The sequence below is a fragment of the Gillisella vitis genome (genome assembly GCF_021559775.1).
GTDB lineage: Bacteria > Pseudomonadota > Alphaproteobacteria > Rhizobiales > Rhizobiaceae > Allorhizobium > Allorhizobium ampelinum.
In genome coordinates, this window is record NZ_CP056047.1 from 2,089,261 (window position 1) to 2,115,940 (window position 26,680).

24 protein-coding genes and 1 tRNA gene are annotated in these 26,680 nt (G+C 55.1%); 13 read left to right on the forward strand and 12 right to left on the reverse strand.

The genetic code is table 11. The annotated features are described in order from the left end of the window. Positions 1-36 precede the first annotated feature (36 nt). From AVCG78_RS09845 to AVCG78_RS09865, 5 genes are all read left to right on the forward strand, one after another. A complete protein-coding gene (locus AVCG78_RS09845; protein ID WP_015916548.1) occupies positions 37-1,029 on the forward strand; it encodes an ABC transporter permease in 993 nt (330 codons plus the stop codon). Then, positions 1,026-1,877: an ABC transporter permease gene (locus AVCG78_RS09850; RefSeq protein ID WP_015916549.1), complete on the forward strand. Its 852-nt coding sequence runs from the start codon at positions 1,026-1,028 to the stop codon at positions 1,875-1,877. The genes AVCG78_RS09845 and AVCG78_RS09850 overlap by 4 nt, the downstream gene beginning before the upstream one ends. After that, entirely contained in the window at positions 1,874-2,932 is a 1,059-nt protein-coding gene (locus AVCG78_RS09855; RefSeq protein WP_071204845.1) for an ABC transporter ATP-binding protein, read from the forward strand. The genes AVCG78_RS09850 and AVCG78_RS09855 overlap by 4 nt, the downstream gene beginning before the upstream one ends. 139 nt (positions 2,933-3,071) lie before the next feature. Further along, positions 3,072-4,799 carry a methyl-accepting chemotaxis protein gene (locus AVCG78_RS09860; protein WP_071204844.1) on the forward strand — a complete coding sequence of 576 codons (1,728 nt, stop codon included), beginning with the start codon at positions 3,072-3,074 and terminating at the stop codon, positions 4,797-4,799. 156 nt (positions 4,800-4,955) lie between these two features. Then, entirely contained in the window at positions 4,956-5,849 is an 894-nt protein-coding gene (locus AVCG78_RS09865; protein ID WP_071204843.1) for a protein phosphatase 2C domain-containing protein, read from the forward strand. A gap of 2 nt (positions 5,850-5,851) precedes the next feature. Here the strand turns inward: AVCG78_RS09865 and hisC are convergent, their stop codons facing one another. Further along, a complete protein-coding gene (hisC, locus tag AVCG78_RS09870; RefSeq protein WP_071204842.1) occupies positions 5,852-6,910 on the reverse strand; it encodes a histidinol-phosphate transaminase in 1,059 nt (352 codons plus the stop codon). A gap of 310 nt (positions 6,911-7,220) precedes the next feature. Here hisC and AVCG78_RS09875 point away from each other — a divergent pair, with 310 nt between their 5' ends. From AVCG78_RS09875 to AVCG78_RS09885, 3 genes are all read left to right on the forward strand, one after another. Then, the gene (locus tag AVCG78_RS09875; RefSeq protein WP_174089689.1) at positions 7,221-7,964 is read left to right on the forward strand and encodes a helix-turn-helix transcriptional regulator; all 744 of its coding nucleotides are present in this window, start codon (positions 7,221-7,223) and stop codon (positions 7,962-7,964) included. 314 nt (positions 7,965-8,278) lie between these two features. Next, complete coding sequence (locus AVCG78_RS09880) at positions 8,279-8,683, forward strand: helix-turn-helix domain-containing protein (protein WP_015916555.1); 405 nt, start codon at positions 8,279-8,281, stop codon at positions 8,681-8,683. Between the two features lie 340 nt (positions 8,684-9,023). After that, the gene (locus AVCG78_RS09885; RefSeq protein ID WP_071203731.1) at positions 9,024-10,193 is read left to right on the forward strand and encodes an acyltransferase family protein; all 1,170 of its coding nucleotides are present in this window, start codon (positions 9,024-9,026) and stop codon (positions 10,191-10,193) included. A gap of 44 nt (positions 10,194-10,237) precedes the next feature. On the opposite strand, the gene AVCG78_RS09890 is transcribed toward AVCG78_RS09885, so the two are convergent. Together AVCG78_RS09890 and AVCG78_RS09895 are read right to left on the reverse strand one after the other, a co-directional pair. Then, positions 10,238-10,720: a GNAT family N-acetyltransferase gene (locus tag AVCG78_RS09890; protein ID WP_015916557.1), complete on the reverse strand. Its 483-nt coding sequence runs from the start codon at positions 10,718-10,720 to the stop codon at positions 10,238-10,240. A gap of 86 nt (positions 10,721-10,806) precedes the next feature. Continuing rightward, entirely contained in the window at positions 10,807-11,187 is a 381-nt protein-coding gene (locus AVCG78_RS09895) for a MerR family transcriptional regulator (RefSeq protein WP_071203729.1), read from the reverse strand. A 78-nt stretch (positions 11,188-11,265) separates the two neighbouring features. On the opposite strand from AVCG78_RS09895, the gene AVCG78_RS09900 reads away from it, so the two are divergent. Next, on the forward strand, positions 11,266-12,081 hold the full coding sequence (locus AVCG78_RS09900) for an aminotransferase class IV family protein (RefSeq protein WP_071203727.1): 816 nt from the start codon (positions 11,266-11,268) through the stop codon (positions 12,079-12,081). 108 nt (positions 12,082-12,189) lie between these two features. Here AVCG78_RS09900 and AVCG78_RS09905 read toward each other — a convergent pair whose 3' ends face one another. Together AVCG78_RS09905 and metH are read right to left on the reverse strand one after the other, a co-directional pair. Then, entirely contained in the window at positions 12,190-12,762 is a 573-nt protein-coding gene (locus AVCG78_RS09905) for a hypothetical protein (protein ID WP_071203725.1), read from the reverse strand. Between the two features lie 79 nt (positions 12,763-12,841). Continuing rightward, positions 12,842-16,615, reverse strand: a complete 3,774-nt coding sequence (gene metH / locus AVCG78_RS09910) for a methionine synthase (protein ID WP_071203723.1) — start codon at positions 16,613-16,615, stop codon at positions 12,842-12,844. 257 nt (positions 16,616-16,872) lie between these two features. On the opposite strand from metH, the gene AVCG78_RS09915 reads away from it, so the two are divergent. Then, complete coding sequence (locus tag AVCG78_RS09915; RefSeq protein ID WP_071203720.1) at positions 16,873-18,129, forward strand: AGE family epimerase/isomerase; 1,257 nt, start codon at positions 16,873-16,875, stop codon at positions 18,127-18,129. A 113-nt stretch (positions 18,130-18,242) separates the two neighbouring features. Here the strand turns inward: AVCG78_RS09915 and AVCG78_RS09920 are convergent, their stop codons facing one another. The 5 genes from AVCG78_RS09920 to AVCG78_RS09940 form a co-directional block, all read right to left on the reverse strand. Further along, complete coding sequence (locus tag AVCG78_RS09920) at positions 18,243-18,722, reverse strand: hypothetical protein (protein ID WP_139191366.1); 480 nt, start codon at positions 18,720-18,722, stop codon at positions 18,243-18,245. A gap of 145 nt (positions 18,723-18,867) precedes the next feature. Beyond that, entirely contained in the window at positions 18,868-19,092 is a 225-nt protein-coding gene (locus AVCG78_RS09925; protein WP_041696822.1) for a hypothetical protein, read from the reverse strand. Between the two features lie 381 nt (positions 19,093-19,473). Further along, on the reverse strand, positions 19,474-20,295 hold the full coding sequence (locus AVCG78_RS09930; protein WP_015916565.1) for a thermonuclease family protein: 822 nt from the start codon (positions 20,293-20,295) through the stop codon (positions 19,474-19,476). A 185-nt stretch (positions 20,296-20,480) separates the two neighbouring features. Next, positions 20,481-20,912: a plastocyanin/azurin family copper-binding protein gene (locus AVCG78_RS09935; RefSeq protein ID WP_071203716.1), complete on the reverse strand. Its 432-nt coding sequence runs from the start codon at positions 20,910-20,912 to the stop codon at positions 20,481-20,483. Between the two features lie 80 nt (positions 20,913-20,992). Then, on the reverse strand, positions 20,993-22,396 hold the full coding sequence (locus AVCG78_RS09940) for an aminotransferase-like domain-containing protein (protein ID WP_071584896.1): 1,404 nt from the start codon (positions 22,394-22,396) through the stop codon (positions 20,993-20,995). Between the two features lie 107 nt (positions 22,397-22,503). On the opposite strand from AVCG78_RS09940, the gene AVCG78_RS09945 reads away from it, so the two are divergent. Together AVCG78_RS09945 and AVCG78_RS09950 are read left to right on the forward strand one after the other, a co-directional pair. Further along, positions 22,504-23,367 (forward strand): DMT family transporter, encoded by an 864-nt coding sequence (locus AVCG78_RS09945; protein WP_071203712.1) that lies wholly within the window; start codon positions 22,504-22,506, stop codon positions 23,365-23,367. A 299-nt stretch (positions 23,368-23,666) separates the two neighbouring features. Then, on the forward strand, positions 23,667-24,305 hold the full coding sequence (locus AVCG78_RS09950) for an outer membrane protein (RefSeq protein ID WP_071203710.1): 639 nt from the start codon (positions 23,667-23,669) through the stop codon (positions 24,303-24,305). Between the two features lie 59 nt (positions 24,306-24,364). Here the strand turns inward: AVCG78_RS09950 and AVCG78_RS09955 are convergent, their stop codons facing one another. After that, positions 24,365-25,111, reverse strand: a complete 747-nt coding sequence (locus AVCG78_RS09955; protein WP_071584897.1) for an SIMPL domain-containing protein — start codon at positions 25,109-25,111, stop codon at positions 24,365-24,367. Between the two features lie 162 nt (positions 25,112-25,273). Between AVCG78_RS09955 and AVCG78_RS09960 the strand changes: the two genes are divergently transcribed. Next, positions 25,274-25,349 (forward strand) — tRNA-Ile (locus AVCG78_RS09960). A gap of 197 nt (positions 25,350-25,546) precedes the next feature. Here AVCG78_RS09960 and AVCG78_RS09965 read toward each other — a convergent pair. Then, positions 25,547-26,596 (reverse strand): endonuclease domain-containing protein, encoded by a 1,050-nt coding sequence (locus AVCG78_RS09965; protein ID WP_139191363.1) that lies wholly within the window; start codon positions 26,594-26,596, stop codon positions 25,547-25,549. Between the last annotated feature and the right edge of the window lie 84 nt (positions 26,597-26,680).

Consider the following 26,680-nt stretch of genomic DNA (forward strand, 5'->3'; position numbering starts at 1 on the left):
CCGGCCTGCGTGCCTAATTTGAAGGGAAAAAGTGGCATGACCGTTGCGGAGACCGAGCTTCATTCGCCAGCCAGTGCATCCGTGCCAAATTCATCCAGGCCCAGTGCACCGACGCTCAACGCCCCCCTGCCCAGCCTACCCATAGTCGAAGGCTCCAGACAGCAACCAGCACCTCGCCCCAAAAGCCGGGTAAACTGGGATTGGCTGGGTGTGCTGCCGTTTTTCCTGTTTGCCATTCTGTTTCTGATCGGGCCAATCCTTTATCTGGTCAAAGGCTCTTTCCAGAATCCGGCCGGTGATTTTACGCTGGAAAATTTCATCAGTCTGGCCACCCCCAATATCATGGCCGCCTATTCCCTGTCGCTGCGCCTGAGTCTGGCCGCAGCTTGTCTTGGCGCCATCGCTGGTCTTCTGGTGGGCTATGCCATTATTCTCGGTGGCCTGCCGCGCTGGGTGCGCACGGCCTTCATGACATTTTCGGGTGTCGCCTCGAATTTTGCCGGTATTCCGCTGGCCTTCGCCTTCATCGCCACCCTGGGCCGGTTGGGCCTGGTCACCGTTCTGTTGCGGGACATGTTCGGCTTCAATCTCTATGGCACGGGCTTCAGCCTGTTTTCCTTCTGGGGCCTGGCGATCACCTATCTGTATTTCCAGCTGCCGCTGATGGTGCTGATCATCACTCCTGCCCTCGACGGATTGAAGGGCGAATGGCGCGAAGCAGCAGAAATTCTCGGCGCTACCCGCCGCCAATATTGGCAAATGGTCGCCCTGCCGGTGCTGACCCCCTCCATTCTTGGCTGTTTCCTGCTGCTGTTTGCCAATGCCTTTGGCACGCTGGTCACCGTCTATGCCCTGACCGGGTCCAGCTTCGGCGTCGTGCCCATCGTGCTTTACCAGCAAATTCAGGGCAATGTGCTTTACAATCCCAATCTTGGCTATGCGCTGGCGGTTGGCATGGTGGCCATCATGGCCGTCACCAACACCCTCTATCTTATCCTGCGCAGCCGCGCCGAACGGTGGCAAAAATGAAAAAGCCCTTTCCGCTGGTCTCGACCGTCATCGTCCTTATCGCTGCCGCCTATTTCCTTGTTCCGCTCTATGCGACCTTCCAGTTTTCCCTGCAAATGCTGCGGGGCCAGTGGAGCTTTGCCGCTTACCGTTCGGTGTTTTCCAGCGACGAGTTTCTGTCTACCCTTGGCTACTCAGCCTTTGCCTCCCTGATGGCCATTGTGGTTGGTGCCGTCATCGTCGTGCCCACCGCCTATTGGGTACGGCTGCGGCTGCCGAAACTGCGACCCATCGTTGAGTTCGTCAGCCTCCTGCCGCTGATCATTCCGCCCGTCGTCCTGGTGTTCGGTTATATCCGGTTGTTTGGTTCCAATTCTTATCTACCGCTCACCATGTCGGAGAACGGCACCAATATCCTGCTGGTGATTGGCTATGTCACCTTGTCCCTGCCCTATATGTTTCGGGCCGTGGACAATGGTATGGCCGCCATCGACATCACCACCCTGACCGAAGCCGCCGAAAGCCTCGGCGCATCGCGGCTGCGCACCATTGCCGAGGTGATTTTCCCCAATGTCCGCTCGGCCATCGTCTCTGGCGCCTTCCTGACCTTTTCGATCTCGCTGGGCGAATTCGTCTTCGCCAGCCTGCTCAATCGCCCGGCCTTCGGCCCCTATATGGTCAAGATGGGCCAGGACCGCGCCTATGAACCGGCAGCGCTCGCCGTTTTGTCCTTCGCGCTGACCTGGGGCTGCATGGTCCTCATGCAATTATTCGCCAATAAAAAACCCGGACAGCGCTGGTTGCCACGCCGTATGACACGCCAGGCCCCGATGTCCTCTTCCATGCCCCCAAGGAGTGCAACCCGATGAGTTTCCTCAGGATCGAAGCGGTCAGCAAGAGTTTCGCGGCCAATACCGTCGTCAAGGAATTCGATCTCCCGGTGAATAAAGGCGAGTTCATCTCCTTCCTGGGACCGTCCGGCTGCGGCAAGACAACCGTTCTGCGCATGGTGGCCGGGTTTGAAACGCCCTCCTCCGGCTCGATTGTCATCGACGGACAGGATGTAACGAAACTGCCGCCCAATCGCCGCCGGATCGGCATGGTCTTCCAGGCCTATGCGCTGTTTCCCAATATGAATGTATTCGACAACGTCGCCTTCGGCCTGAAGATCGCCAAGAAGCCCAAGGCGGAAATCCATAGCCGGGTGATGGAAATGCTGAAGCTGATCCATCTCGATCATCTGGCAGAACGCTATCCCTACCAGATGTCCGGCGGCCAACAGCAGCGCGTGGCGCTGGCCCGGGCGCTGGCGCCAAAGCCGCAGGTTCTGCTGCTGGACGAGCCGCTGTCAGCGCTGGATGCCAAGATCCGCGTCTCGCTACGCGAAGAAATCCGCCAGATCCAGCGCCAGCTCGGTATCACCACCGTGTTCGTGACCCATGACCAGGAAGAGGCTCTGTCGATTTCCGACCGGATCGTGGTGATGAACGGCGGGCGCGCCGACCAGATCGGCACCCCCTCGGAGATCTACAATCATCCCCAGACCCGTTTCGTCGCCTCCTTCGTCGGCACGCTCAACTTGATCGAAGCGAAAGTGACGGACACATCCAGCAATACGATCCTGATCGGCGACCAGCAGATCAGCCTGAAAAAGCCGCTGGGCAAGGCCAATGGCGAAACCGTCACCGTGGCACTGCGCCCGGAAGCCGGATCGCCTGCCGAAGGCGCCAAGGGGGATGTTCGGATCAGCGGCAAAGTTACCTCAAGCCATTTTCTCGGCTCGGTGATCCGCACCCGGCTGGATGTCGGCGGCGCCACGCTGTCCTTCGACATGTTCAACGATCCGGGCGTTACGCCGGCAGTGATTGGCGAAACTGTCACCCTGAAATTTGCAGGTGACGACCTGATGGTGGTGGCGGATTGATGATCTTTCCGCACCATACCCAAAATTGACAGAGCGCAAAAATCCACTCATGAATTGAATTTAAACATGCTAATTCATGTGTTTACGCATTATCAATAGAAATCAAATATAAAGCCTCATCACGTAGGAGGCATCTTAAATGGGACTGTTGTCGTTTGGCTTCGGTGCGGACAATAAAGGCGTTTTGGAAGCCGTCAATCGGTCCCAGGCCATTATTGAATTTGACCTCGATGGCAATATCCTTGATGCGAATGAAAATTTCTGCAAAGCGATCGGCTATAAAAGATCGGAGATCGTCGGAAAGCACCACCGGATTTTTGTCGATCCCGAAGACGTGAAAAATCCAGCCTATGCAGAGTTCTGGGCGAAACTCGGCTCCGGTCAGTTCGATCAAGGGCAGTACAAACGATTGACCAAGACCGGGGAATCGATCTGGATCGAAGCCTGTTACAATCCGGTTTTTCGGGGCAAAAAGCCCTACAAGGTCGTGAAAATCGCAACCGACATAACGGCTGCGAAGACCAAGACCATGGACAGTGACGGCAAGATCGATGCGCTGATGCGCTCTCAAGCCGTCATTGAATTCACGCCAACCGGCCAGATTCTCACAGCAAACGAGAATTTCTGCAAAACATTGGGCTACAGCTTAAGCGAAATCGTCGGCAAGCATCATTCGATGTTCTGCGAACCCGCCTATGCTGCCTCGCCTGAATACAAGCAATTCTGGCGCAGCCTCGCTGCCGCCGAATATCAGAGCAACGAATTTCTGCGCATCGGCAACGGGGGAAAACACGTTCATATTCAAGCCACCTACAATCCAATTTTCGATGAAAAGGGGAAAGTCATTAAGGTTGTGAAATTCGCAACCGATGTGACTGGCCGCGTCAAAGCCATCGACGCCATCGCTGCCGGTCTGGAACGTCTTTCAAACTGCAATATCCGCATGACAATCGACGAACCGTTCATTCCGACCTTCGACCACCTGCGCAAACACTTCAACATGTCGATCAGCAAGTTTCAGGAGACACTTGTACAGGTGCTGACGGAAACGGCATCCGTGGCCGCCAACAGCCGGGAAGTCCAGGAAAGCTCCACGAGTCTCGCCCAACGCTCTGAACAACAGGCCGCCGCACTTGAGCAAACCTCAGCCGCATTGGAGGACATTACCACCGTCGTTAATCAATCCAGTGCGAGCACCAAGAACACCAGAGATCTGGTGCGTGATGCGCGTCAGGCAGCGACCGAGTCCGTGAAAGTCGTCAACTCGACGGTGGACGCGATGAGCCGCATCGAGGGTGCTTCGAAGGAAATCAGCAACATCATCAGCGTCATCGATGAAATCGCCTTCCAGACCAATCTCCTGGCCTTGAACGCGGGCGTGGAGGCCGCCCGTGCCGGCGAAAGCGGCAAGGGCTTTGCTGTCGTGGCACAAGAAGTGCGCGAACTGGCCCAGCGTTCCGCCAAGGCCGCCAAGGAAATCTCGGAGCTGATCGGCAAATCCAGCAATGAAGTAAAAGACGGTGTGCGTTTGGTCGGGGAAACAGGCAGTGCTCTGAACCGGATCGAATCCTTCGTTCAGTCCATCGATGACAATATCGAGGCCATTGCCACAGCCGCAATAAAGCAATCCACCAGCCTTGGCGAAATCAGTTCCGCAGTGAATGCGCTGGATCAGATGACGCAAAAGAACGCCGGCATGGTCAATACGATCAACACCATCAGCGACGCGCTTTCCAGCGGCGCTGCCAAGCTGACAGAACTGGCCAGCCGCTTCCAGCTGAACAGGCGATCAACGATCCGTGGGCCGGAAAGCTCCGCTGCGATGCGCGAAGGCAGCAGGCGGCAAAACAACCGGTCCGCAGCCTGACTGAAAGACCTTTGAGCCAGCACACCACCTTTCAGCAACACATTGGCGAAAACATCGGCAGTGTGTTTGGTTTTCGGCATTTTTATTTTGCGGTCCGTGAGGCGATAGGCCAATTTTCGCGCATCTTCCAAGCTACGGCTGAACGAAAGAGTGCCTATGTCTGCCAAGCCAGCCTTGACCACCCCTGCCCTGGCCATCATCGACACGATCAGCGATCCAGGAAAAAGCGACCGCAGCAACGAGGACAGACTAGGATATAACGAGCAGGCCGCCTTCGTGCTCGACGGCGCAACCGGGCTGGGCGATGACCAGTTCATGGACGGTTACGGTTCCGACGCTGCCTGGATCGCCCAGTTTGCGGCAAAGCGGCTGACCACGGAACTAACCTGCGACACCAATGTCACCGAGGTGATCCGCGCCATCGCTTTCGACGCCCATGAGCTTTTTACCGCAGCCGCAGGTGACCAGCCCCGCTACGCCTGGCCGCTGGCGGCTCTTGCCGCCTTGCGGGTAACGCCTGATGGCGCGCAATTCATTGGGCTTGGCGATAGCGTGCTCTACCTTCTGCATGACGATGGCCGGGTGGAAACCCATATGGCCCTGCCGGATGCATTCGAGCGTGAACAGCAAGCCGCCCGCGCCCATGTGGAGCGGCTGGGCGGCATCGGCGCAAGCGGCATGGCCCACACAAGCGACACCGAAACATTGGAAAATTTACGCAGCAAACGCGAACAGCAAAACACGCCCGGTGGCAGTGTCTGGTCTCTGGGTCTCATACCCGATACCGCCGATCATCTGGTTCGCACAGCGCTGACCATCGAGACGGGCGCCACCGCGCTAATCTGCTCGGATGGGCTGGCCGATCTCGTCAGCCTCTACCAGGCCTATGATCCTGCCGGTCTGGTCAAACGCGCCGCAACCGCCGGATTGAAGGCCCTGGTCACCGAATTGCGACATCTGGAACGCGAGGTCGATCCAGACGGGCTACAATTTCCACGCTTCAAGCAAAGCGACGACACGACAGCGATCCTCTGCCGGATCGATCGTTAAGCTTAGTCTAATATCTCTCTCAGAGCCCCAAGCAGCCGGTCGCATTCGGCATCGGTGCCGATGCTGATGCGTAGAAAATCACCGATCCGTGGCTTTTGAAAATTGCGCACCAGCACGGATTTTTGTCGCAGCGCCAATGTGAGATCCGCACCACTCCGGTCCGAATGCCGGGCAAACACAAAATTGGCTGAGGATGGCAGGACCTCGAAACCCAACTCCTGAAGACCGAGGGAGAGACGCTCCCGGCTGGCGACAACCAGATCGCGGTGACGCTCGAACCATTCCCGGTCTTCCCAGGAGGCAACGGCCCCAGCAAGCGCCAGCCGGTCGAGCGGGTAGGAATTGAAACTATCCTTGACCCGCTCCAAGGCCTCGATCAACTCACGTTGTCCGACAGCAAAACCAACTCGCAATCCGGCAAGGCCCCGCGATTTCGAAAAGGTCTGAACCACCAGCAGGTTCGGATAGGTTTTGACCAGCGGAATGGCGCTGTCCGCACCGAAATCCACATAAGCCTCATCAATCACTACGACCTGATCGGGATGGTCACGCACGAGAGTTTCAATTTCCACCAAGGAAAGCGCAATGCCCGTCGGCGCATTGGGATTGGGCAGGATGATCGCCCCACACGGCTGCCGGTAATCCTCAATCCGCACTCGCATGGCATCATCCAAGGCAACCTCCCGGAAATCGATACCATAGAGCCGACAATAGGTTGGGTAGAAACTATAGCTGACATCCGGAAACAGCAGCGGCTTATCGTGATTCAACAGGGCCTGAAACGTGTGCGCCAAGACCTCATCGGAACCATTACCGACAAACACCTCGCCCGGGTCGAGATTGTGGCTCTTGGCAATAGCATGGCGAAGCGGCAGACCGGTCGGGTCGGGATAAAGCCGAAGCGTGTCATCCACCGCGTCTCGCATCGCGGCAATCGCATGCGGCGAAGGACCGTAAGGGCTTTCATTGGTGTTCAGCTTGACCAGATCGCTGATGGCGGGTTGTTCGCCCGCCACATAAGGCATCAGGGATCGAACGATCGGGCTCCAGAATCTGCTCATGGAAATTCTCCACGGATAGAAGGAAGAATAGAGTGCGGCGGCAATCAATTTTCATTTTTGATATCTCAGGCGGAGATTGATGCCAAGGCACCGGAGATGCTGATGCATCATACCGCTTTCGGCATTGCCGCCGGTTCGAATGCCGCAAGAAAAACACTATTCACCAGGTTCAATGGCGACTGCGCTCACAGCCCAAAAGCTTAAGCCAAAATGATCCCCTCTCGCGGGGTTTGACTTTTTTTGATAGTATGTCTTATATAATCTTCATACAAAACAAGTAATATAAACCCATTAAAAAATGGGGGTAGCCATGACTAAAGACATGACATCGCCAAACCTTGATAAAACTCTATCATTTCTATCTCAAATAAAGCAAAAAGACACAGTCAAAAATCTTGTAGATTTAACAAAACATGCGACAAGCCGATACGGTGTTAAAAATATCGTTATAGGATTTCCACCAGAAATCGGAATGCTACCCAGCCAGCAAATGCAGGGTATTTTACTTGCAGACTGGCCTGACGAATGGTCGCATCTTTATTTTCGCGACAACCTGGCATTTCAAGACCCTGCCATCCGACAGATCGTCAAATCGGAACCCTCCTTTGTCTGGTCGGATTTTTCCAAAACATTACCCATAAGCCGTGACGAAAAATGGCTGATGGATCAGGCCAAGGAGTTTTTTGTCAGCAATGGCTTCACCCTGCCCATCCTATCCTTGGATGGACGCCGCGCTGGCGTCACATTCGCCGGCAGCGACATCGATGATTCACCCCAGGCAAGAACCGGCATGGCGCTGATCGCAAGCCTCGTCTTCGCACGCGCGCTAGAACTATATGGCGCAAACCAGAAACAGACCACTCGACTGACCCCGAGGGAACGGGAAGTCATCGGCTGGATTGCCAATGGCAAGACGGATTGGGAAATCAGCGTGATTTTCGGAGTCTCCGAAAAGGCCGTGACCAAGCATGTTGGCAATATCATGATGAAACTCGGCGCCGTCAGCAGATCACACGCCATTGCAGAAGCCTTCCGGCAAAAATTGATATGCTGAAATCTGTCAAGGTGGCTTTTCCTCTACTACGTGGATTTCAAATTTTTTGTAATATTTAAAATTTTCAATACTTACGCCAAAATCAACCGTTCAAATGATTAAAACGCTGATTAAAAAATTCCACCTAAGTTTTTCAACACATAAAATACCGATAATTGATTAGCAAGCTCAAAAAATAAACACAATTTACAATATTACGTCTTAAAATAAGACGGACAGCCGACAATATTCTCTCATTTTTTGACCATCGATCATATTGTAAAACACAGATCGAAACATGAGATAATTTCCGCTGTAATGTATTGAGATAGCCAATGACATTGCTCAAAAAAACACCAGACGTGCACGATTATAACATTCTGGCGGGTGAACGTTTGAAAAGCGCCCGCAAGAATAAAGGGATGAGCCAAGCCGACGTTGCAAGAAAACTGGGCGTGACATTCCAACAGCTGCATAAATATGAAAAAGGCATCAACGGCATGAGCGCCAGCAGACTTGCCGCTGCAGCCACTCTCTTGGGAATGGACCCCGATTTTTTCTATACAGCCGATAGTGCCGTGGCACCGTCCAAGGATACCTCAAGCGAGCTGACAGATCTGGTGAAAGCGACATCGCGTTCAGACGCGCTTGAACTCAACACATGTTTCGCCAGCATTAAAAACTCCAATACACGCAAAATCATTATTTCCATTATCGAGCAGATTGCATCTGCCCGTTAGAGCTAGTCCGGCACGGCGGCAAAGTCCGCGCACCTCCAAGCTCCTTAAGCCGGTAAAATACCAGGCCTAACCTCTCCATAATCCCCATCACCTGCGATCACAGGCCTGAATTTTGATGGCAGCGCCGAGGCCTGAGCACCGTCCATTTTCTGGTCCATCGCTTGGGCAAAGCAGCCCCCTTCCCACGAAATTGCAGTATCAAAAATTTCAACCAAATATATCGATCAAAATTTGAACAGTATTTTCCTGAATATGGAAATTAATTGATCAAATAACGAATTAGTTCATATCAGTTTTACAATATAACTAATTCTAGTCTTTTGTAATCGAGGTATTTCAGATGAAGTCGATTGGTTCTGTCTTGGATGAGCATCGAGGCATCGGTCCGGGATTTGATTTTCTGCGAATTTTCCTGGCAGTCATGGTTTTACTCGACCATTCGTTCCTGATTGCCGAAGGTGAAAAATATCAATTTTCGCAGCCCGGAATCACGGTCTTGCAGGCTGCTATCCTGCCAATGTTTTTTGCGCTGAGCGGCTTTCTGATTACCGGCAGCGCCATCCGCCTTCGCCTGAAGGACTTCCTGCTCAATCGCGGCATCAGGATCGTGCCCGCTCTTGCGGTCGACATTGTGTTTGCTGCCCTGATCCTCGGTCCACTGTTTACCACGGTCAGCCTGCCGACCTATTTTCAGTCCTATGAATTCTGGGCCTATTTCGCCAATATATTTGGCGTTATCCATTATGTCCTACCGGGCGTCTTCGAGCACAATCCGTTTCCATCGACCGTGAATGGCTCTCTCTGGACCGTTCCCTATGAGATCGGTTGCTATGCCATCATGTCTGCGCTGATCATTTTTGGCTTTCTAAAGCGCCCTATGATGGCACTGGTGGCGACGGCATGTGTCGCCGTGATCATCATCGCCCTGAAGGTCGAAAACATCAGCCCCTCGAGCATGGGCGGTCTTTTTGCACCCGAAAGCTCCGGCTACACCCTGCTTAACCACTTTATCGGCCTGCGCGGCCTGATGCTCTATGTCAATTTCATGCTGGGATCGGTGTTCTTCCTGTTCCGCCGCTTCATTCCAAAACACTGGGTGCTGGCGGCAATCTCCTGCATCGTGCCGATTGCCACCTCTTTCGCTCTTCCTGACGTCAGCGGCAGTACGCTCTGCACTATTTTTGCGCCGATGCTGGTCTATCTCACCGTCTATGTCGGAATGCTGCGCATTCCACCCATTCCGATTTACCATCGGGGAGACTATTCCTACGGAATCTATCTCTATGGATATCCCTTTCAGCAGGCCCTCGTCAGCCTGTTTCCGAAACTGACATCCCCATGGCTGCACTTTGCCATATCCCTTCCCATCGCAACCGTGATTGCCATGGGTTCCTGGCATTTCATTGAAAAACCGATCCTGCGGCTAAGGAAGAAATTCAGCTTCACGGCCCAGAAGGGTGAAGAGAAGGAAGTTTTGCCACAGGCTGCTGCCGTTACACGATCAGCGTGACATAAAAGCATTTCTGCGATCCACCCCATCGCAGAAATGCACCCTCAAACAGGCTTATGCGCATCAGCCTCGATACGATACACCTTGCAAATTGTCACTTCTGAAGAGCGATAGGTCCGAAAACCCATTGCCTCATAGTAAGCCAAGCCTGCTTCGTTATCGGCACCGATCGCGGCTTCAATATTATCCAACGGAAAACTCTTTGCGGCCTGCAATGTTGCGCGGAACAGGGCCGAGCCAATGCCTCGTCTGGCCGCAAGCGGACTGATATGCGTGCCGATGATCCCCCACCCCTCTGGCGTGCCATAAGGATTATCCACAGTCGCAAATCGTAGTGACTGAAAGCCGAAAATACGGCCCTCATCATCCTGCGCGACTGAGCACTCAATACGGTCCTTGTGCTCAATATAGTTCGCCAGCACCAATTGCGGATCACCAGCACTTTTGCGCAAGCCTGCTGCAAAAATCTCGTTCAGGGCATCGCTCATCCCTTGTGCATCAAGAGAGGTCGAAGGTCTGATTAACATTGTCAACTGTTCTCCAAATATCACAGGGACACGACAATACTGCTTCTACCTTTGGAGCCAAGCTGCAACCACACGGCAAGATCAAATCAAGCTTGGGTTTCAACCAGATTTGGGTCCTGCTCATCCAGCGTGGTCAAAAGCTCCGAGAGCAATGTACGGCTTTGCACCAGCTTATCGACACGCTGGTCAACAAGCGCAACATGCTGGCGCAGGATTGACCGAAGCTCGTCGCAAGGCTCAAACTCAGCGCGGGCATCAAAGGCGCATGGCAAAAACTGCAAAATCACAGGAAGCGTCATGCCGGCAGCCCCAAGCAGCTTGATGCGCTCGATAACATTTTTCTCCGCTTGCCCATAGTCGCGATATCCGCTGGCCGTTCGTGTGGGTGTCAACAACCCTTCCGCCTCGTAATAACGCAGCATGCGTATGCTCGTGCCCGTCTGCCGGGCAAATTCGCCAATTTTCATAAATCCTCTTGACCCTGACAGTGCTGTCACAGTGTAGAGCCAATGCTCACCAATGTGAACCCACACAGGAGCATCACCATGTCCACTTGTTTTCCTTCCAAGATTACGCTCAATGGCCACGCCGTATCGGCGGACGATCTCGCTCCACTCGCCTTCTCAGGCTTTGCGCATTTCACCGCCATGCAAGTGCGGCAAGGGCGCGTGCGAGGACTTGAGCTGCATCTGGAACGCCTGCGTCTGGCATCTCTTGCTATGTTCGGAATGGCAATGCCCGATGAGCAGGTCCGCGCACATTTGCACGCAGTTCTCGATGGAGCGCCAAATGATCTGTCACTCACCGCAACGATATTCTCCCGCAGCGGTGAATTCACAGCTCCTGCTGCACCAGACAATCTCTCCATTCTGGTGCGCACAGCCCTCCCCTCGAATGGCCCAGCAGGACCTTTGCGCCTGGATGTCGTTCTTCATGAACGCCCTCTCGCCTCGATTAAGCATGTTGGCGAATCTGCCAAAACATATTACCTGCGCAAAGCCGTTGAACGTGGCTTTGACGATGCTGCTTTTCTGGATACAAAAGGTCGGCTGAGTGAGGCAACAATCTGGAATCTGGTGTTTTGGGATGGTGAAGCCATTGTCTGGCCCCGCGCCGATATGTTGCATGGCGTAACAATGGGCATCATTCGCCGACAATTGGAAAAACTGGGCATTCCTCAGCGGCAACAGGAGGTCAGGCTGGAAGACCTTAAAAACATGACAAGCGCCGCCCTGATGAATTCATGGACACCCGGAATTGCGATCAGCAGCATAGAGACTACGAATTTCACACAGACCAGCACGTTAACGGAGCTGCTCCACCGCGCCTACCAAGCCGAGCCTGCAATTTCAATAGGATGAAGAAGACGGAAGCAAAGCGGTAGAAAATATCATAGGCTGCAATAAGCAGCCTATGTGGCTCCCATCGACCTACGCCATTGTGCGAATTTTATCTTTAAAATCAGGATTTCAGACGATGACGGATGGGAAAACCTTTTCGCTTGCTCGTTTTATCGCACCCAATATCCGACGCCTGATAAGGCCGCTCACAGGGCGGATCACATACCAATAGGGTGCAAATTTAAGCCAGCAGGTGCGACCCGGGCAGAATACACGGGTTTCAGTGACCAGCAGGGTCGTGCCATCCGCTTGCCGCGTCGCCGAAAAACCCAAAACAAGCTTTGCCACGCTTGGCGTATCAAACCCTCGAAATGCGCTTTCATCTTTGATGGGAACAAGACCAAAATCAGGCCGCCAGAACCGGCCAACCAGACCATAGGCCAGTTCGGCACCATCTCGCCGTTCCAGCAGCGTAAAATTGTGCATACCGAAGGGTGGTGGCAGTTGCGACTGCTTCCCTCTTAGAAAGCTGGCAAAGCGCGTGGGCAATTCCCGAAGACCAATCATCTTTCGAAATATTGGGTCAGCCTCCGGTGAATAGTCTGCCGCTGCGCTAATGACCGTATCCGTCGATGCTGAAATCACGCAGGAATGAACTTCCTGAAAGCTATAGTTTGGAAGATACGTTGCAATCAGCGTCATCGCGGTTTCCAAGGCAAAAGGTTGCTATGCCACATCATATCGCTTTGATGCAGCACAACAACCGATACGCCTTGAGACGTTACGCCGCAGCATCCTCATCCACCGCTGCCTTCGGCACGTAATTCAGCACTGGCCCCAGCCAACGCTCAATCTCGCGCACTTCCATGCCTTTACGGGCGGCGTAATCTTCCACCTGATCGCGCTCAACTTTGGCCACGCCAAAATAATAGCTGTCGGGATGGCCGATGTAGATGCCGGACACGGAGGAGCCGGGCCACATGGCGTAGCTTTCCGTCAGCGTCACGCCTGTTGTGGCCGTGGCGTCCAGCAGATTGAACAGCGTGACCTTTTCGGTGTGGTCTGGCTGGGCGGGATAGCCGGGGGCTGGGCGGATACCGGCGTAGGATTCGGAGATCAGCTCTTCTGGCGCGAAGGTTTCGTCTGCGCCGTAGCCCCAGAATTCCTTGCGCACGCGCTCATGCATGCGCTCGGCGAAGGCTTCGGCGAAACGGTCGGCAAGGGCCTTGACCATGATGGAGGAGTAATCGTCGTTGGCGCGCTCAAACCGCTCAGAGATCGCCACTTCTTCGATACCAGCCGTCACCACGAACCCGCCGACGTAATCTTCCACGCCACTATCAACGGGAGCGACGAAATCACTCAGGGCGACATTCGGGCGGCCATCGCGCTTGGAAAGCTGTTGGCGCAGCGTGAAGAAGGTGGCCAGTTCCTGGCTACGCTCTTCATCGGTAAACAGACGGATATCATCGGCGACGCTGTTGGCGGGCCAGAAGCCGATAACCGCACGGGGGCGGAACCATGTCTCGTCGATGATTTTTGCCAGCATGGCTTGCGCATCGGCATAGAGCGCGCGGGCGGCTTCGCCCTGCTTTTCATCTTCCAGAATAGCAGGATAGCGGCCTTTCAGCTCCCATGTCTGGAAGAAAGGTGTCCAGTCGATGTACTGTGCCAATTCCTTGAGGTCGTAATCCTCAAACACCTTGATGCCGGTAAAGCTTGGCTTTTTCGGCTTGTAGCTCGTCCAATCCACCTTGGCGGCGTTGGCGCGGGCGCGGGCAATTGGCAGGCGTTGCTTTTCCAACTCGGCCCGGGCGTGGGCATCGGCCACCTTGGCGTATTCGCCTCGCAAGGTTTCAATGGTGGTGTCACGGGTGTCAGGCGACAGCAAAGAAGAGACAACACCCACGGCGCGGCTGGCATCCAGCACGTAGACCACTTGGCCCTTCTGATATTGCGGATGGATTTTCACCGCCGTATGCACACGGCTGGTGGTGGCTCCACCAATCAGCAGCGGCACGTTAAAGCCTTGGCGCTGCATCTCGGCTGCCACATGCACCATTTCATCCAGCGATGGGGTGATCAGGCCGGAAAGGCCGATAATATCGACATTTTCCTTGATCGCCACTTCCAGAATCTTCGCCGCAGGCACCATCACGCCAAGGTCGATGATCTCGTAATTGTTGCAGGCCAAAACCACACCGACAATGTTTTTGCCAATGTCGTGCACGTCACCCTTCACGGTGGCCATCAGGATTTTGCCAGCCGCTTCACGCTCGCCCGTGCCGCCATTGGCGCGCTTTTCTTCTTCCATGTAAGGCAGCAGCACGGCCACGGCCTGCTTCATCACGCGGGCGGATTTTACCACCTGCGGCAGAAACATTTTGCCCGCGCCAAACAGATCGCCCACCACATTCATGCCCGCCATCAGCGGACCTTCAATGACGTGCAGAGGACGCGCCGCATTCTGCCGCGCTTCCTCAGTATCAGCATCGATAAATTCGGTAATGCCGTTGACCAGCGCATGCTCCAGCCGCTTTTCCACCGGCAGTTCGCGCCAAGACATATCCTGCACACGCGCTTTCGCCTCGCCTGTGCCGCGATAGCGCTCGGCAATTTCCAGCAAGCGTTCTGTGCCATCAGGGCGGCGGTTCAGCACCACATCTTCGCAGGCTTCGCGCAGTTCCGCATCAATGCTTTCATACACCGCCAGCTGACCCGCGTTGACAATGCCCATATCCATCCCTGCCTGAATGGCGTGGTAGAGAAACACGGCATGCATCGCCTCGCGCACCGGCTCATTGCCGCGGAACGAGAAGGACAGGTTGGAAACGCCGCCGGAAATATGCACCAGCGGCATGCGCTGGCGGATGGTGCGGGTGGCCTCGATGAAATCGACGCCGTAATTGTTGTGCTCTTCAATGCCGGTGGCAACCGCGAACACATTGGGGTCGAAGATAATGTCTTCTGGTGAGAAGCCCGCTTCTTCGGTGAGAATTTTGTAGGCCCTCTCACAGATCGCAACCTTGCGCTCGTAAGTATCGGCCTGCCCTGTCTCGTCAAAAGCCATCACAACAACAGCGGCACCGTAATTGCGGATCAGCTTGGCTTGGGCGACAAAATTCTCCTCGCCTTCCTTCAGCGAGATGGAGTTGACAATGGGCTTGCCCTGCACGCATTTCAGGCCGGATTCGATGATCTGGAACTTGGATGAGTCAATCATCACCGGAACGCGGGCAATGTCCGGCTCTGCGGCAATCAGGTTGAGGAACTCAACCATGGCCTTTTCTGAATCGATCAGACCTTCATCCATGTTGATGTCGATGATCTGCGCGCCGTTTTCGACCTGATCACGCGCCACCACGAGGGCGGCGTTGTAATCACCAGCGGTGATCAGCTTGCGGAATTTGGCCGAACCGGTGACGTTGGTGCGCTCGCCGACATTGACGAAGGGAATATCCTTGGTCAGCACGAAAGGCTCAAGGCCCGAAAGCGACATGAAGGGGCGATGCTCAACCGGCTGGCGTGGCGTCTTTCCCTTTACCGCTTCGGCAATGGCCTGGATATGCGCAGGTGTGGACCCGCAGCAGCCGCCAACCACATTGACGATGCCTTCTTCGGCAAAGCCTTCCACAAGCTTGGCCATATACTCAGGGCTTTGGTCATACTGGCCAAATTCATTCGGCAAACCGGCATTGGGGTAAGCAGAAACGAAGGTATCGGCAAGGCCCGACAGTTCCTGCAAATGCGGACGCATGGCATCGGCACCCAGCGCGCAGTTCAGGCCAATGGTAAATGGCTTGGCATGGCGCACCGAGTTCCAGAACGCCGAAGGCGTCTGGCCAGATAGGGTGCGGCCTGAAAGGTCGGTGATCGTGCCAGAAATCATCACCGGCAGACGAATGCCCTTGGCGAGGAAGCGCTCCTCGCAGGCAAAAATCGCCGCCTTCGCGTTCAACGTGTCGAAAATCGTCTCAATCAGGATGAGATCGGCACCGCCATCAATCAGGCCATCGATTTGCTCGCCATAGGCAAGGCGCAGATCATCAAACGACACAGCGCGGTAGCCGGGATTGTTGACGTCGGGCGAGATGGACGCCGTGCGGTTGGTCGGGCCAATCGCACCGGCCACAAAACGGCGCTTGCCATCTTCGCGCTCGGCACGAAGAAGCGCGCGGCGCACGACCTGCGCCCCATGCTTGTTGAGATCGTAGACCGCGCCTTCCATTTCGTAATCCGCCTGGGCGATGCGGGTGGAGGAAAAGGTATTGGTCTCAACAATATCCGCCCCCGCCATCGCATAGCGAAAATGGATGTCTTCAATGGCTTCCGGCTGGGTCAGAATCAGAAGGTCATTATTGCCCTTCTGGTGACAGGCGCAGCCAATGAAGCGCTCGCCGCGAAAGTCATCCTCATCCAGGCCAAGACCCTGAATTTCCGTGCCCATAGCACCGTCGAGGATCAGAATACGCTCACGCGCCGCCTGTTGCAGAGCTTTGAGGATCTCTGCGCCGTCGCGGTTCGCCCCTTCACGTCCAAACAATTGATCGAGCATGAGCGACTTCCTTCCATTCCCAGGGTTACGTACCCAATCACATAAAGATATGTTTATGTCAATATACGGCCATGTTATTTGATCACGCCGCTTCACCAGCACCACACGCCTAAACGCATTGCGGCACAGTCTATCATAAAGGGTGAACGGAGCGGTAACACTCTATGGCTGCTTGATAATTTTCTCCTTAAATCGATTTCGATTTCGTCGATTATGCAGTATAGACACGGGCGATTTTGTACCGCGTGGAGGATGATATGTCGAACGTCAATCAAGGAAAATCGCTGGCTGACCAATGGAGCGGACGGCCTTACCATCGCAAATGGCTGCTGGATCAGGCCAATGGCCTGTTTGATTTTTTCCAGACGGCAGCGATCAACCCGAAGGGCGGCTTCTATGATCTTGCCCGCGACGGTACACCATTGACGACAGACAATCCGGTGCGCGGCATCCACGCCAGCGCCCGCATGGTGCATTGCTATGCGATCGGCGACCTGCTGGGTCGTCCCGGGGCTGCCGATGTGGTGGACCACGGCATGCGTTATCTTTGGCGCAAACACCGTGATGAAAAGAACGGTGGCTATGTCTGGCAATTGAACGACGACGGCGTCGCCGATGGTTCCAAGCAGGGCTATGGCCATGCTTTCGTGCTGCTCGCCGCCTCCTCTGCCAAAGCCGTTGGTCATCCGCTGGCTGATCGGCTGCTGGAAGACATTACCGAGGTGCTGGAGACCAAATTCTGGGAGGAGCGCCACGGCGCCATTGCCGAGGAATTCTCCCAGGATTGGCAGCCGGTCGCCGGCTATCGCGGCCAGAATTCCAACATGCATCTCACCGAAGCGCTGATGGCCGCCTTCGAGGCGACCGGCGAGCAGCATTATCTCGACAAGGCCACCCGGATCGCCGATCTGATCATCAACCGCCGCGCCCGCGAAGAAGCCTTCCGCGTTGCCGAACATTTCGATGAGGAATGGGTGGTGGACCGCAATTACTATCACCCCAATGAAATGTTCCGCCCCGCCGGCACCACGCCAGGCCATTGGCTGGAATGGGCGCGCCTGGTGTTGCAGCTCTGGGTGCTGACAGGCAAACAGCATGACTGGATGCCAGAAGCGGCAAGCGGCCTGTTCTATCAATCGATGCTGCTGGGCTGGGACCGCAAGAAGGGCGGCTTTTACTACACGCTGGATTGGGACAACGTGCCCGCCAAGACCTTCAAGCTGTGGTGGCCGCTTTGCGAGGCCGCAGGCGCTGCCCATTACCTCAACCAGCACCAGGGCCGCGACCTGAATGAGGAAAACTACCGCAAGATCTGGAATTTCATCGCCAACAACACCATCGACAAGCAATTCGGCGGCTGGCACGAAGAGATGACGGAAGACCTTGTGCCATCAAACAGCCTGTTTCCGGGCAAGGGCGACATCTATCACGCCCTTCAAGCCTGCCTCATCCCGCTGTTTCCAGCCGAAGGCAGCCTGACCAAGGTCATCCAGGAATATCCGCTGGACGTGTAATTCTATAGCGACCATCACCTATTGTAAGCCCGCCTTCTGTCCGAAGGCGGGTTATCGAGGCCGTTACTGCATTTCCGGACAGAAAACCGCTTCACACTTTTCCTGGAAATGCTCTATTTCAGCGATTTGTCGATTTCAAAACTGGCCGCGAATTTCGTGCCTTTTTGCAGCGTACCGGTGCAGGCCACCAAGAAACGATCATTATTGATCTGGCTGGTATTGCAGGCGCCATTGGCAGCGATCCGCTGCAAGCCACTCTTGGTGCTTCCATCATTGAGGATGACTTCGTCCAGCTTGAGCGTCTCAATCTGGCCCTTGTCGCGCGGCTTTTCCTTGGATGGGATGCCGGTAAAGGTAATGATATGCGTAGTGCCCATGAAGAAATAAAGGCCGGAGCGGCCATCGCTATGCAGGCTGCGGCCAATTTCAGAAGAGCAGGCCTTGGTCAGATCCTGATCGCCAATGGAAACCCGCAGGCATCGTCCCTTGACCGAAGCAAACTGCGGCTGGGCCGTTTCCTTGCCACCTGCGGCATAGACAACTGTCGCAGAACCAATGGCAGCCACGGACAGCGCCAAAAACAACCGAGCCATCTTCATTGCCAACCCTTACGCTCGCCTCAACTTCGGACCATGAATCGTGGTAGAAGACGAAACTGCCGCGAGCCTTGCGTGGTCATCGCGGCAGAATAAGAGCGGCCATTGAAAATGGAGCTGCTGGCACAGATTACGTCAAACGTTACAGGCAGTCAGCTGGCGCCTGCACATGGGAAAGACTGTCGATCACATGGGCTGCGGGAACGCCGGCTTTGCGGCAACGCAAGGCCAGATTACGCTGACGGGCTGCATCGTCCAGCAGGACGGCAAAAGCGCTGAGGGATACTCCGTCTGCCCGCAAGAGCTGACGGATCATTGGGTCCTTGAGAACTTCGGACATGGTCAGGTCAGTCATATCGTAGGTCATTGGTCTTTTCTCCCTTTGTCCGTGCTGTGCGTGCCGCGCAATCTTTGCCTTAGGCTTCTTTGAAGTCAGCAAACAATTAGGAACGCCGCAAACCGGATTTTGCTCCATGAGTTCCAAAAGTTTTTTATTCTCTGCTTATGGAGGAAAGCATAAAGCCAAGGTGTTACGATCTGATGTCGTGCAGATGGCGCAAAAGTGGCAAGACTGGCAAGTTTTGGAGGCGTGCGACACGAAATGGCACAACATAGGCGTGCACCCCTCAAAACGGCACAGAAAAAACATCCGGAGTGTGTCAGGTTCAGATTGAACCAGACACACTCTCGCTTCTTTCGTTTGTCTTTTCAGGAAAACCGGGTTCCACTTTTCCTAAGGCAAACTTTCTCAGCACCAGGGCTGGCGATGGCCGGTCCAGGGTCTGACCAATCCCTCATCGACCATCATCGCACCGAGTGAACGACCATTGCGGCTCACCACGCGCAATTTCCGGCCATATTGGTCTTCATCCCGCATGCCAAAGGGAGAAAGATCGAAACTGCCGGCACTGAGAAGATCACGCAACCGGACCTTTGCAGCAAAGCCCCGGTCGCGCTCGGATTTGCATTTTGCCTGTTCAGTTTCGGGCGCATCGATATCGGCAACCCGGATCTTGGTCTTGTTGACCCAGAACGTGTCGCCATCGACAACGCAATTGTCGAGCCCGCTCGTGCCGCAATAGTAGAACTTGCCGGACACCCGCTGCTTATCGACCCCGCGCGGCTGTAGGGAGGCAACGACCTGTCCCGGTACCAGCGTGGTAGCGGGCGGCAAGGGACTGTCATCTCTTGAACGCGGCATCATAGATGCTGTCGGTATCATCGTCGTGGCAGGTGGCAGTGGCGTCGGATCAAGCCTGCGGGCCATCGGCGTTGGAACGCTTGCGGGCGGAACCGGGCCAGTCTCGCTGCGGCTACTGGTCTCGCGGGGTGCATGGCCCTGCAATTGCGCGATATATTTGCCGCCGGTCCCAAACGTCTTGTCGATCAGTCCCGGCAATTCCTTGCGGTGGTCATAGGCCGAAACACCGGCCACCACCACGACAAGCGCACCAAACCATGGCCAAAGGCTGCCGCCCGACCCGGTCCGTTTTGCTCTCGTCCCACCGGATGACCGGCGTTTGTTTGCGCCCCCGCGCCTTGCCCCTCCCGCTGCTTTTCTAGCCGCCATGTTTTACTCCTTGTCGAATGGCGGCATTATCGTCGTTAAGAGTTTCTAAAAGGTTGGCGCCTTCAAGGGAAAAGCTCTTCCAAAATGAAACAGCATGTCCCTGCACCGACCCAGGACGCAGACATGAAAAAGCCCGCAGCGCTGCGGGCTTATCATTAAGAGGCAATCAAATTATCGGATGCCGATCAGGGCGTAACGGTCAGGGTGCCCTGCATACCGGCCTCGTAATGGCCCTTGATATTGCAAAACACCAGATAGCTGCCTGGCTTCAGCGTCACCTTAAGCTTGCCATCGGCGCCGGGCTTCAAATCCGACACTTCGCCAAGGCTCTTCAGCTTCTTTTCGTCAACGCGGTGCTTGGCTGTATCGAGTGGGATTTTGGCATCCGGCGTCGCCAGCTTTACCACGATCATCTCATGGTCTTCCGACATGGCATCGTTATGGACGTGAAACACCGCCGGACCAGCGGCAACTGTTGCAGGCTCCATCTTCAGCCCCATGGCACCACCACCCTCACCCGTTTCGGTGACCTTGATCTGGGTTTCAGCCGCGAAAGCCACCGATGCCATCAGGCTCGTTGCAATAAGGGCTGCGTAAAGACCGGTCTTGAACATCATGATGTAAACTCCTGATTGGGTTTCTTCTGACACCACCTATGATGATCATTGCTGACAGCGCTCTGAACGCGCCGTACCCTTCACCGCAATTGATGCAAACCCGCCTTCAATGAGCCAAGAACCCTCGCATCCATGGTTTGCGCCACGTTGAAACGCATGAACCGGCCCGCATTCTGCGACAGACTGAAGACATTGCCGGGTGCCAGGATGACACCATCGTCAAGGCAATGGCGGGCCAGAGCGCCTGATTCGATCCCATCAGGCATTCGACACCACAGAAAAAGTCCCGCCTTCGGCTGGAGCCAGGGCGTGAAGCCAAGCGACGACAACTCCGCAGCCACAGTGCTGCGCGCTCCGGCCAGCCGGGTTTTCAGCCCTTCAAGATGTTTGCGATAGCCACCATCCGTCAGCACGGCCAGCACCAGCTCGGCGGAAAGCCGCCCGCCGCCAAAACTCGTGGCAATCTTCAAGTCGGTCAGTCCCTCGATCCAGTCGCGCCGGGCGGCGATATACCCGCAGCGCACCGAAGCCGACAATGTCTTGGAAAAACTGCCGATCTGCACCACCCGGTTCAATCCATCGAAGGCAGACAGCCGCGCTGAAGCGACATCTTCAAAATCGGCAAAAATATCATCCTCAACGATGGTCAGGTCGGCCCGGTCGGCAAGTGTTAGCAAACGATGGGCATTCACCGCCGAAAGGCTTGCGCCGGTGGGATTATGCACGCCCGAATTGGTAATATAAAGCCGTGGCCTATGCGCCTCGACAATGGCTGCGAAGGCTGCCAAATCCGGCCCATCCGCCAGATAAGGCACGCTGACGATAGTGGCACGGTGCGCCCGCAGTAGGGCATGAAAGTTGAAATAACAGGGATCATCGACCAGAACACAATCGCCCGGCTCCAAAAAAAACCGGCAGACCAGATCAATGGCATGGGTCCCCGATTCCGTCAGCATGATCGCATCCGCCGCAACCGTCAGCCCATGATCGGCCATCCGCCGCGATAGCAATTGCCGAAGCCCTGGCAGACCCAACGGAGAACCATAATCCGTCAGCACAGCACCATCGGCGCGGCCAAGCATGCGGATCGCGCGGCGAAGGGCTGCCTGCGGCAACCAATCGGGCGGCAGCCAGCCGCATCCCGGTTTCAGCAGATCGCCACCTGCCTCTAACGATTGACGAGAGACCCAGAACGGATCGATCTCCCGCTCCAGCCGAGGACCAAGATTGGTCAAGGACAGCGGTGCCAAGGGGGCTGCCACGAAAAACCCGGAGCCCGGCCGCGAGCGGATCAACCCTTCCGCCGCCAACCGTTCGTAAGCCTCGACCACTGTGGATACCGAAACCTGCATGGTTTTGGCAAAGCCGCGCACAGAGGGCAGTCGCGCCCCCGTCGCCAGACTTCGGGAGGAAATACGCGTGCGGATGGCCGCCATTACCGTCTCGATCCGGCTTGTTCCCTGCGCGTCCAAATCGCTCACCATCGCCTCTGTATTGCTCAAACACCCATAACAGTTTGGCAAAATTGTATTGCGCCGTATCTGGCATAACCATCACCTCGGCGCAAGAACAACAAAAACAGGAGCATCACATGAACAAGACGACGAGCGGGCTGATCAATGGTTTTCTGGGCATGCTGATCTTTAGCGGCTCGCTCCCGGCTACCCGGGCTGCGATCGGCAGTTTCGATCCGGTTTTTCTAACCGTCGCCCGCGCCAGCATCGCCGGCTTGCTCGGCTGCGGCCTGCTTCTGGTGTTTCGACCGGCAAAACCCAACCTTGCGGAGATCGCAGCGCTCGCCATGGTCTCGCTCTGCGTGGTGATTGGCTTTCCCTTGCTGACCGCCTACGCCTTGCAACATATACCCTCGGCCCGTTCGCTGGTTTTCATCGCATTGTTGCCGCTTTCCACCGCTCTGTTTGCCGTTCTGCGGGGCGGTGAGCGTCCGCGGCCGATCTTCTGGCTGTTTTCCAGCCTCGGCAGTGCGCTGGTTATCGGCTTTGCCCTGTCTCAAGGGGCCGCCACCGCATCCTACGGCGACATGCTGATGATCCTCGCCATCCTGATCTGCGGCCTTGGCTATGCCGAAGGCGCGAGACTATCGCGGCGGTTGGGTGGTTGGCAGGTGATCTGCTGGGCGCTGACATTGGCCTTGCCTGTCAGCGTCGTGGCCGCCGCTTTCACCCTGCCATCAACGCTCAGTGGCGTCACCGCCGGTGCCTGGCTCGGCCTTGGCTATGTCTCGCTGTTCAGCATGTTAATCGGCTTCATCTTCTGGTATCGCGGCCTTGCCCAAGGTGGCATTGCCGCCATCGGTCAATTGCAATTGCTGCAACCGTTTTTCGGCCTGGCGCTCGCCGCCGCCCTTCTCCACGAAGCCGTCAGCGCCTCCATGCTGGTCACCACCCTTGCCGTCGTAGCCTGCGTTACTGGTGCCAGAAGGGCTACACTGTAGCCTCCCACCAAAAACCCGCCAAAAGAACACCAAGGCGCTAAGCGCCCTGGGCATTCCCTGCCCCCAATAACTAAAAATTCATCACAAAAGCAAAATGCACAGGCTTTTCCCTGCCCTATCGAAGCGAAAGAAACAGCAAAAACCCGGAAAATTTGACAGGAAAACACACGAATAAGCTGCGTACTGGCCTCATTTGCGGAATTTAAAGCTCATAATTGCATAAACCGTGATATTTTTGCTACATACACGCAAATGAATAGATTATATCTCACTCACTCATTAAACGAGTGGAGACGACTATGAACAAACTGACCCTCCTTGCAACCGCTGCAACCCTCTTCGTATCAGCAGGCATTGCCATGGCCGCCGATGCAGTCGACCAGGTTCCGACAGCTCCTGCTGCTGTTGAAACCCCTGCGGCGTTTTCATGGGCAGGCGGCTATATCGGCGTTTACGGTGGTTACGGCTGGCTGGATGCCACACTGTCGCAGGGCGGCGCATCGCTCTCGGATAATTTCGATGGCGGCCGCATTGGCGGCTTTGGCGGCTGGAACTTCGATGTCGGCCACAACGTGATTCTCGGCGTAGAAGCCGATGTGAACTACGACTGGAACGAAAACGACTATTCCGGCGTTAAGGTGGGCATGGATGTCTCCGGCTCTGCCCGCGCCCGCGCCGGTTACGCCATTGACCGCGCCCTGATCTTTGTGGCTGGCGGCTGGACGGCGGACAGAACCTATATCAAGTCTTCGTCCGGCGATTTCAACAAGACCCTGAACGGCTGGACCATCGGCGCTGGTGTGGACTATGCGATTACCAATCGCATCTTCACCCGCCTCGAATATCGCTACAACGATTACGGCACCAAAAATATCAGCGGCATCGATTTCGACAGCAAGCAGAATGTCGTCAATCTCGGCATCGGCATCAAATTCTGATAGACTGCCTCAGACATCAGCCCCGGTTTAACGACCGGGGCTGTTTTTGTGATTGCTGACTATTGCTCCAATGCAAAGCTGACATTCACAGTGACGCGATAGGTATTCTCACCCGCCGCCATCGGCGTTGGGGCGGGCGCCATATCCCGGGCCATGCTGGCTTTCATCATCATGCCCTGCTCGAAGGGCCGCGCTGAATTTTCATTGATGGAAATGATTCGGCCAAGCTTAACCCCAGCCGCTTGCGTCAGCACTTTCGCCTTGGCCAAGGCATCCGCCATGGCTGCTTTGCGCGCCTCATCAATGGCCGTTTCCGGCTTGTCATTGGTGAAGCGGATCTCTCCACCCTGGTTGGCGCCAAGCCCAACAGACGTATCGATTACCCCGCCCAACTTGGACAGATCACGCACCCGGATCGTCAGCCCATTGCTGACGGAATAGCCCTCAATCACCGGCGGGCGGCTATCGGTCTTGTCTTCCGGCCCCTGCCGATAGCGCGGCGTAATCTGAAAGCCGGATGTTTGCAGATCGCGATCCGCCAATCCCCTGTCCTTCAGGGATTTCAACACCTTGGCCAAAGCCTCGTTATTGTCCTTCAACGCCTGGGCAGCCTCGGCAGCCTCAGTCACGACACCCAATTGCATCAAAGCCATATCCGGCGCCAGACTGACCTCTCCTTCACCCGACACATTGATGACCGCCTCCTGCCGTGAGGCCTCCTGCGCCATAGCCGGAGAAACAAAAGCCAGAGACGCCAACATAAAACCAAACCGTCCAAGGCCCAAAACCGCACCCAAATTCACCATCTCGTCTCCCAGGCTCCGCTTTCTGATTGCTCAATCGCTCTCTAAACAACCTATTGCGAAACCATTGCGGCAAACACTTGTCGCACCCAACGTTTTCCGCTAGAGCGTCACCATGGACGTTGGAACCATTGCCAACCCCACCGCCGGCCCTCGCGCCAGGCCGGGCCTGTAGCTCAATGGTTAGAGCCGGCGGCTCATAACCGCTTGGTTGGGAGTTCGAGTCTCTCCAGGCCCACCATTCTTATCTAGCTCGTCAGTGTAGCTCGCTGTAGCTCGCCACGGACTTCCGGAATTTTGACACGCAGAACCGGAAAAATGAAATTTACAGATGGCCCACCAAAATGCACGGATTCTGACAAAAGCTTTCCGTAGTTGGCGTCCCCTACCCCTCAAACGTCACTGCAATTGGAAGGCTAAGGCCCTACCGAATAAGTTTTAAGTAATAGGTTGAAGATTAGCCTCAACCATGTCCCCTGCTGCTTTCAAGTCGGAATTTATCAACCGTCCCGGAACCCTAACAGATTGGATTCCGAGCTCCTTTAATTTGATATCGATTTTAGCATCTCTATCCCTTTGTTTAAGCCTTTCATGGTGCGAACCATCGCAGAATATCGCTAGTCGTTTTTCCGGAAGATACATGTCGGCCTCGGCAACTATGGCCTGAGTACGCCGGAATTCCACGTCAGAGTACATATCGTACAAAGATTGATAGGCGCTCCCGTCAGAATAAATCAGATACTGAAATTGCGGCCTGATACCTCGCGAAAGCAGTTCCTGAAAAAGGAAGAGTTCTATCGGGGTCTCTAGTCCCCAAAGTCGGCGAGTGGTTACATTTTTGAACGGTTCAAATAATCGTTTAATCCGATTACGCCGATAAGCAGGCTTACTAGGCTCGGGGATAAAATTATCATATTCAAGAACATCATCACTATCAAAAGAGGTGGCCAGAAAATATCGCTCAATGACTATCCCTAGTTCGTCAATGGGTCTCCTACTTCCCGAAACCTGAGCCACAGGTTCGCCATAGGTATACAATTTCCACTCACCGTAAAACGGATCGAAACCGTGGTACGCGCTTTCTGTTTTGACTGGGCCGCCGCCCAGTGCAACAACTCCGTCGATACCGGTCAGATGTACTTCTCCCCGCTTTGACGCTGGGAGGATCGAAATTGCAAACGGTACGGCCTCGAAATCTTTTTCAGCGGAATTACACCACGCCAAGCTCACAACGACTTGAATCATTTGGAATTGCGTACAGCGTTCGCGGAAATGTGCGATCTCTCCAATTGTTGGGAGATGAGCTAGCTCGCCATTCGCTGCTTTGCACATTGCGTTGGTCACAGGCTGAACGCCGCAAACCGGCAGTAGTGACAACCGTACGAGCTCGGGTACCATTTCCCATGAAATAGAAAAGGGCACAGAAGGCACCAAAACACGCTCGCCAAAATCTGCCAACCGCTCGGGACGAGCCTGGATCACATTCACTCCACTAGCCTAAATCGAACTGAAGTCGATATTTTTCTATACCAAACGCTATTTTACAACTGGCCGCTCAGATATGGTCTCTAC

Excerpts from the sequence above, each read along its gene's own strand:
- AVCG78_RS09845 (WP_015916548.1), top strand. The coding sequence starts at position 37 with ATGACCGTTGCGGAGACCGAGCTTCATTCGCCAGCCAGTGCATCCGTG.
- AVCG78_RS09850 (WP_015916549.1), top strand. The coding sequence starts at position 1,026 with ATGAAAAAGCCCTTTCCGCTGGTCTCGACCGTCATCGTCCTTATCGCT.
- AVCG78_RS09855 (WP_071204845.1), top strand. The coding sequence starts at position 1,874 with ATGAGTTTCCTCAGGATCGAAGCGGTCAGCAAGAGTTTCGCGGCCAAT.
- AVCG78_RS09860 (WP_071204844.1), top strand. The coding sequence starts at position 3,072 with ATGGGACTGTTGTCGTTTGGCTTCGGTGCGGACAATAAAGGCGTTTTG.
- AVCG78_RS09865 (WP_071204843.1), top strand. The coding sequence starts at position 4,956 with ATGTCTGCCAAGCCAGCCTTGACCACCCCTGCCCTGGCCATCATCGAC.
- hisC (WP_071204842.1), bottom strand. The coding sequence starts at position 6,910 with ATGAGCAGATTCTGGAGCCCGATCGTTCGATCCCTGATGCCTTATGTG.
- AVCG78_RS09875 (WP_174089689.1), top strand. The coding sequence starts at position 7,221 with ATGACTAAAGACATGACATCGCCAAACCTTGATAAAACTCTATCATTT.
- AVCG78_RS09880 (WP_015916555.1), top strand. The coding sequence starts at position 8,279 with ATGACATTGCTCAAAAAAACACCAGACGTGCACGATTATAACATTCTG.
- AVCG78_RS09885 (WP_071203731.1), top strand. The coding sequence starts at position 9,024 with ATGAAGTCGATTGGTTCTGTCTTGGATGAGCATCGAGGCATCGGTCCG.
- AVCG78_RS09890 (WP_015916557.1), bottom strand. The coding sequence starts at position 10,720 with ATGTTAATCAGACCTTCGACCTCTCTTGATGCACAAGGGATGAGCGAT.
- AVCG78_RS09895 (WP_071203729.1), bottom strand. The coding sequence starts at position 11,187 with ATGAAAATTGGCGAATTTGCCCGGCAGACGGGCACGAGCATACGCATG.
- AVCG78_RS09900 (WP_071203727.1), top strand. The coding sequence starts at position 11,266 with ATGTCCACTTGTTTTCCTTCCAAGATTACGCTCAATGGCCACGCCGTA.
- AVCG78_RS09905 (WP_071203725.1), bottom strand. The coding sequence starts at position 12,762 with ATGACGCTGATTGCAACGTATCTTCCAAACTATAGCTTTCAGGAAGTT.
- metH (WP_071203723.1), bottom strand. The coding sequence starts at position 16,615 with ATGCTCGATCAATTGTTTGGACGTGAAGGGGCGAACCGCGACGGCGCA.
- AVCG78_RS09915 (WP_071203720.1), top strand. The coding sequence starts at position 16,873 with ATGTCGAACGTCAATCAAGGAAAATCGCTGGCTGACCAATGGAGCGGA.
- AVCG78_RS09920 (WP_139191366.1), bottom strand. The coding sequence starts at position 18,722 with ATGGCTCGGTTGTTTTTGGCGCTGTCCGTGGCTGCCATTGGTTCTGCG.
- AVCG78_RS09925 (WP_041696822.1), bottom strand. The coding sequence starts at position 19,092 with ATGACCTACGATATGACTGACCTGACCATGTCCGAAGTTCTCAAGGAC.
- AVCG78_RS09930 (WP_015916565.1), bottom strand. The coding sequence starts at position 20,295 with ATGGCGGCTAGAAAAGCAGCGGGAGGGGCAAGGCGCGGGGGCGCAAAC.
- AVCG78_RS09935 (WP_071203716.1), bottom strand. The coding sequence starts at position 20,912 with ATGATGTTCAAGACCGGTCTTTACGCAGCCCTTATTGCAACGAGCCTG.
- AVCG78_RS09940 (WP_071584896.1), bottom strand. The coding sequence starts at position 22,396 with ATGGTGAGCGATTTGGACGCGCAGGGAACAAGCCGGATCGAGACGGTA.
- AVCG78_RS09945 (WP_071203712.1), top strand. The coding sequence starts at position 22,504 with ATGAACAAGACGACGAGCGGGCTGATCAATGGTTTTCTGGGCATGCTG.
- AVCG78_RS09950 (WP_071203710.1), top strand. The coding sequence starts at position 23,667 with ATGAACAAACTGACCCTCCTTGCAACCGCTGCAACCCTCTTCGTATCA.
- AVCG78_RS09955 (WP_071584897.1), bottom strand. The coding sequence starts at position 25,111 with ATGGTGAATTTGGGTGCGGTTTTGGGCCTTGGACGGTTTGGTTTTATG.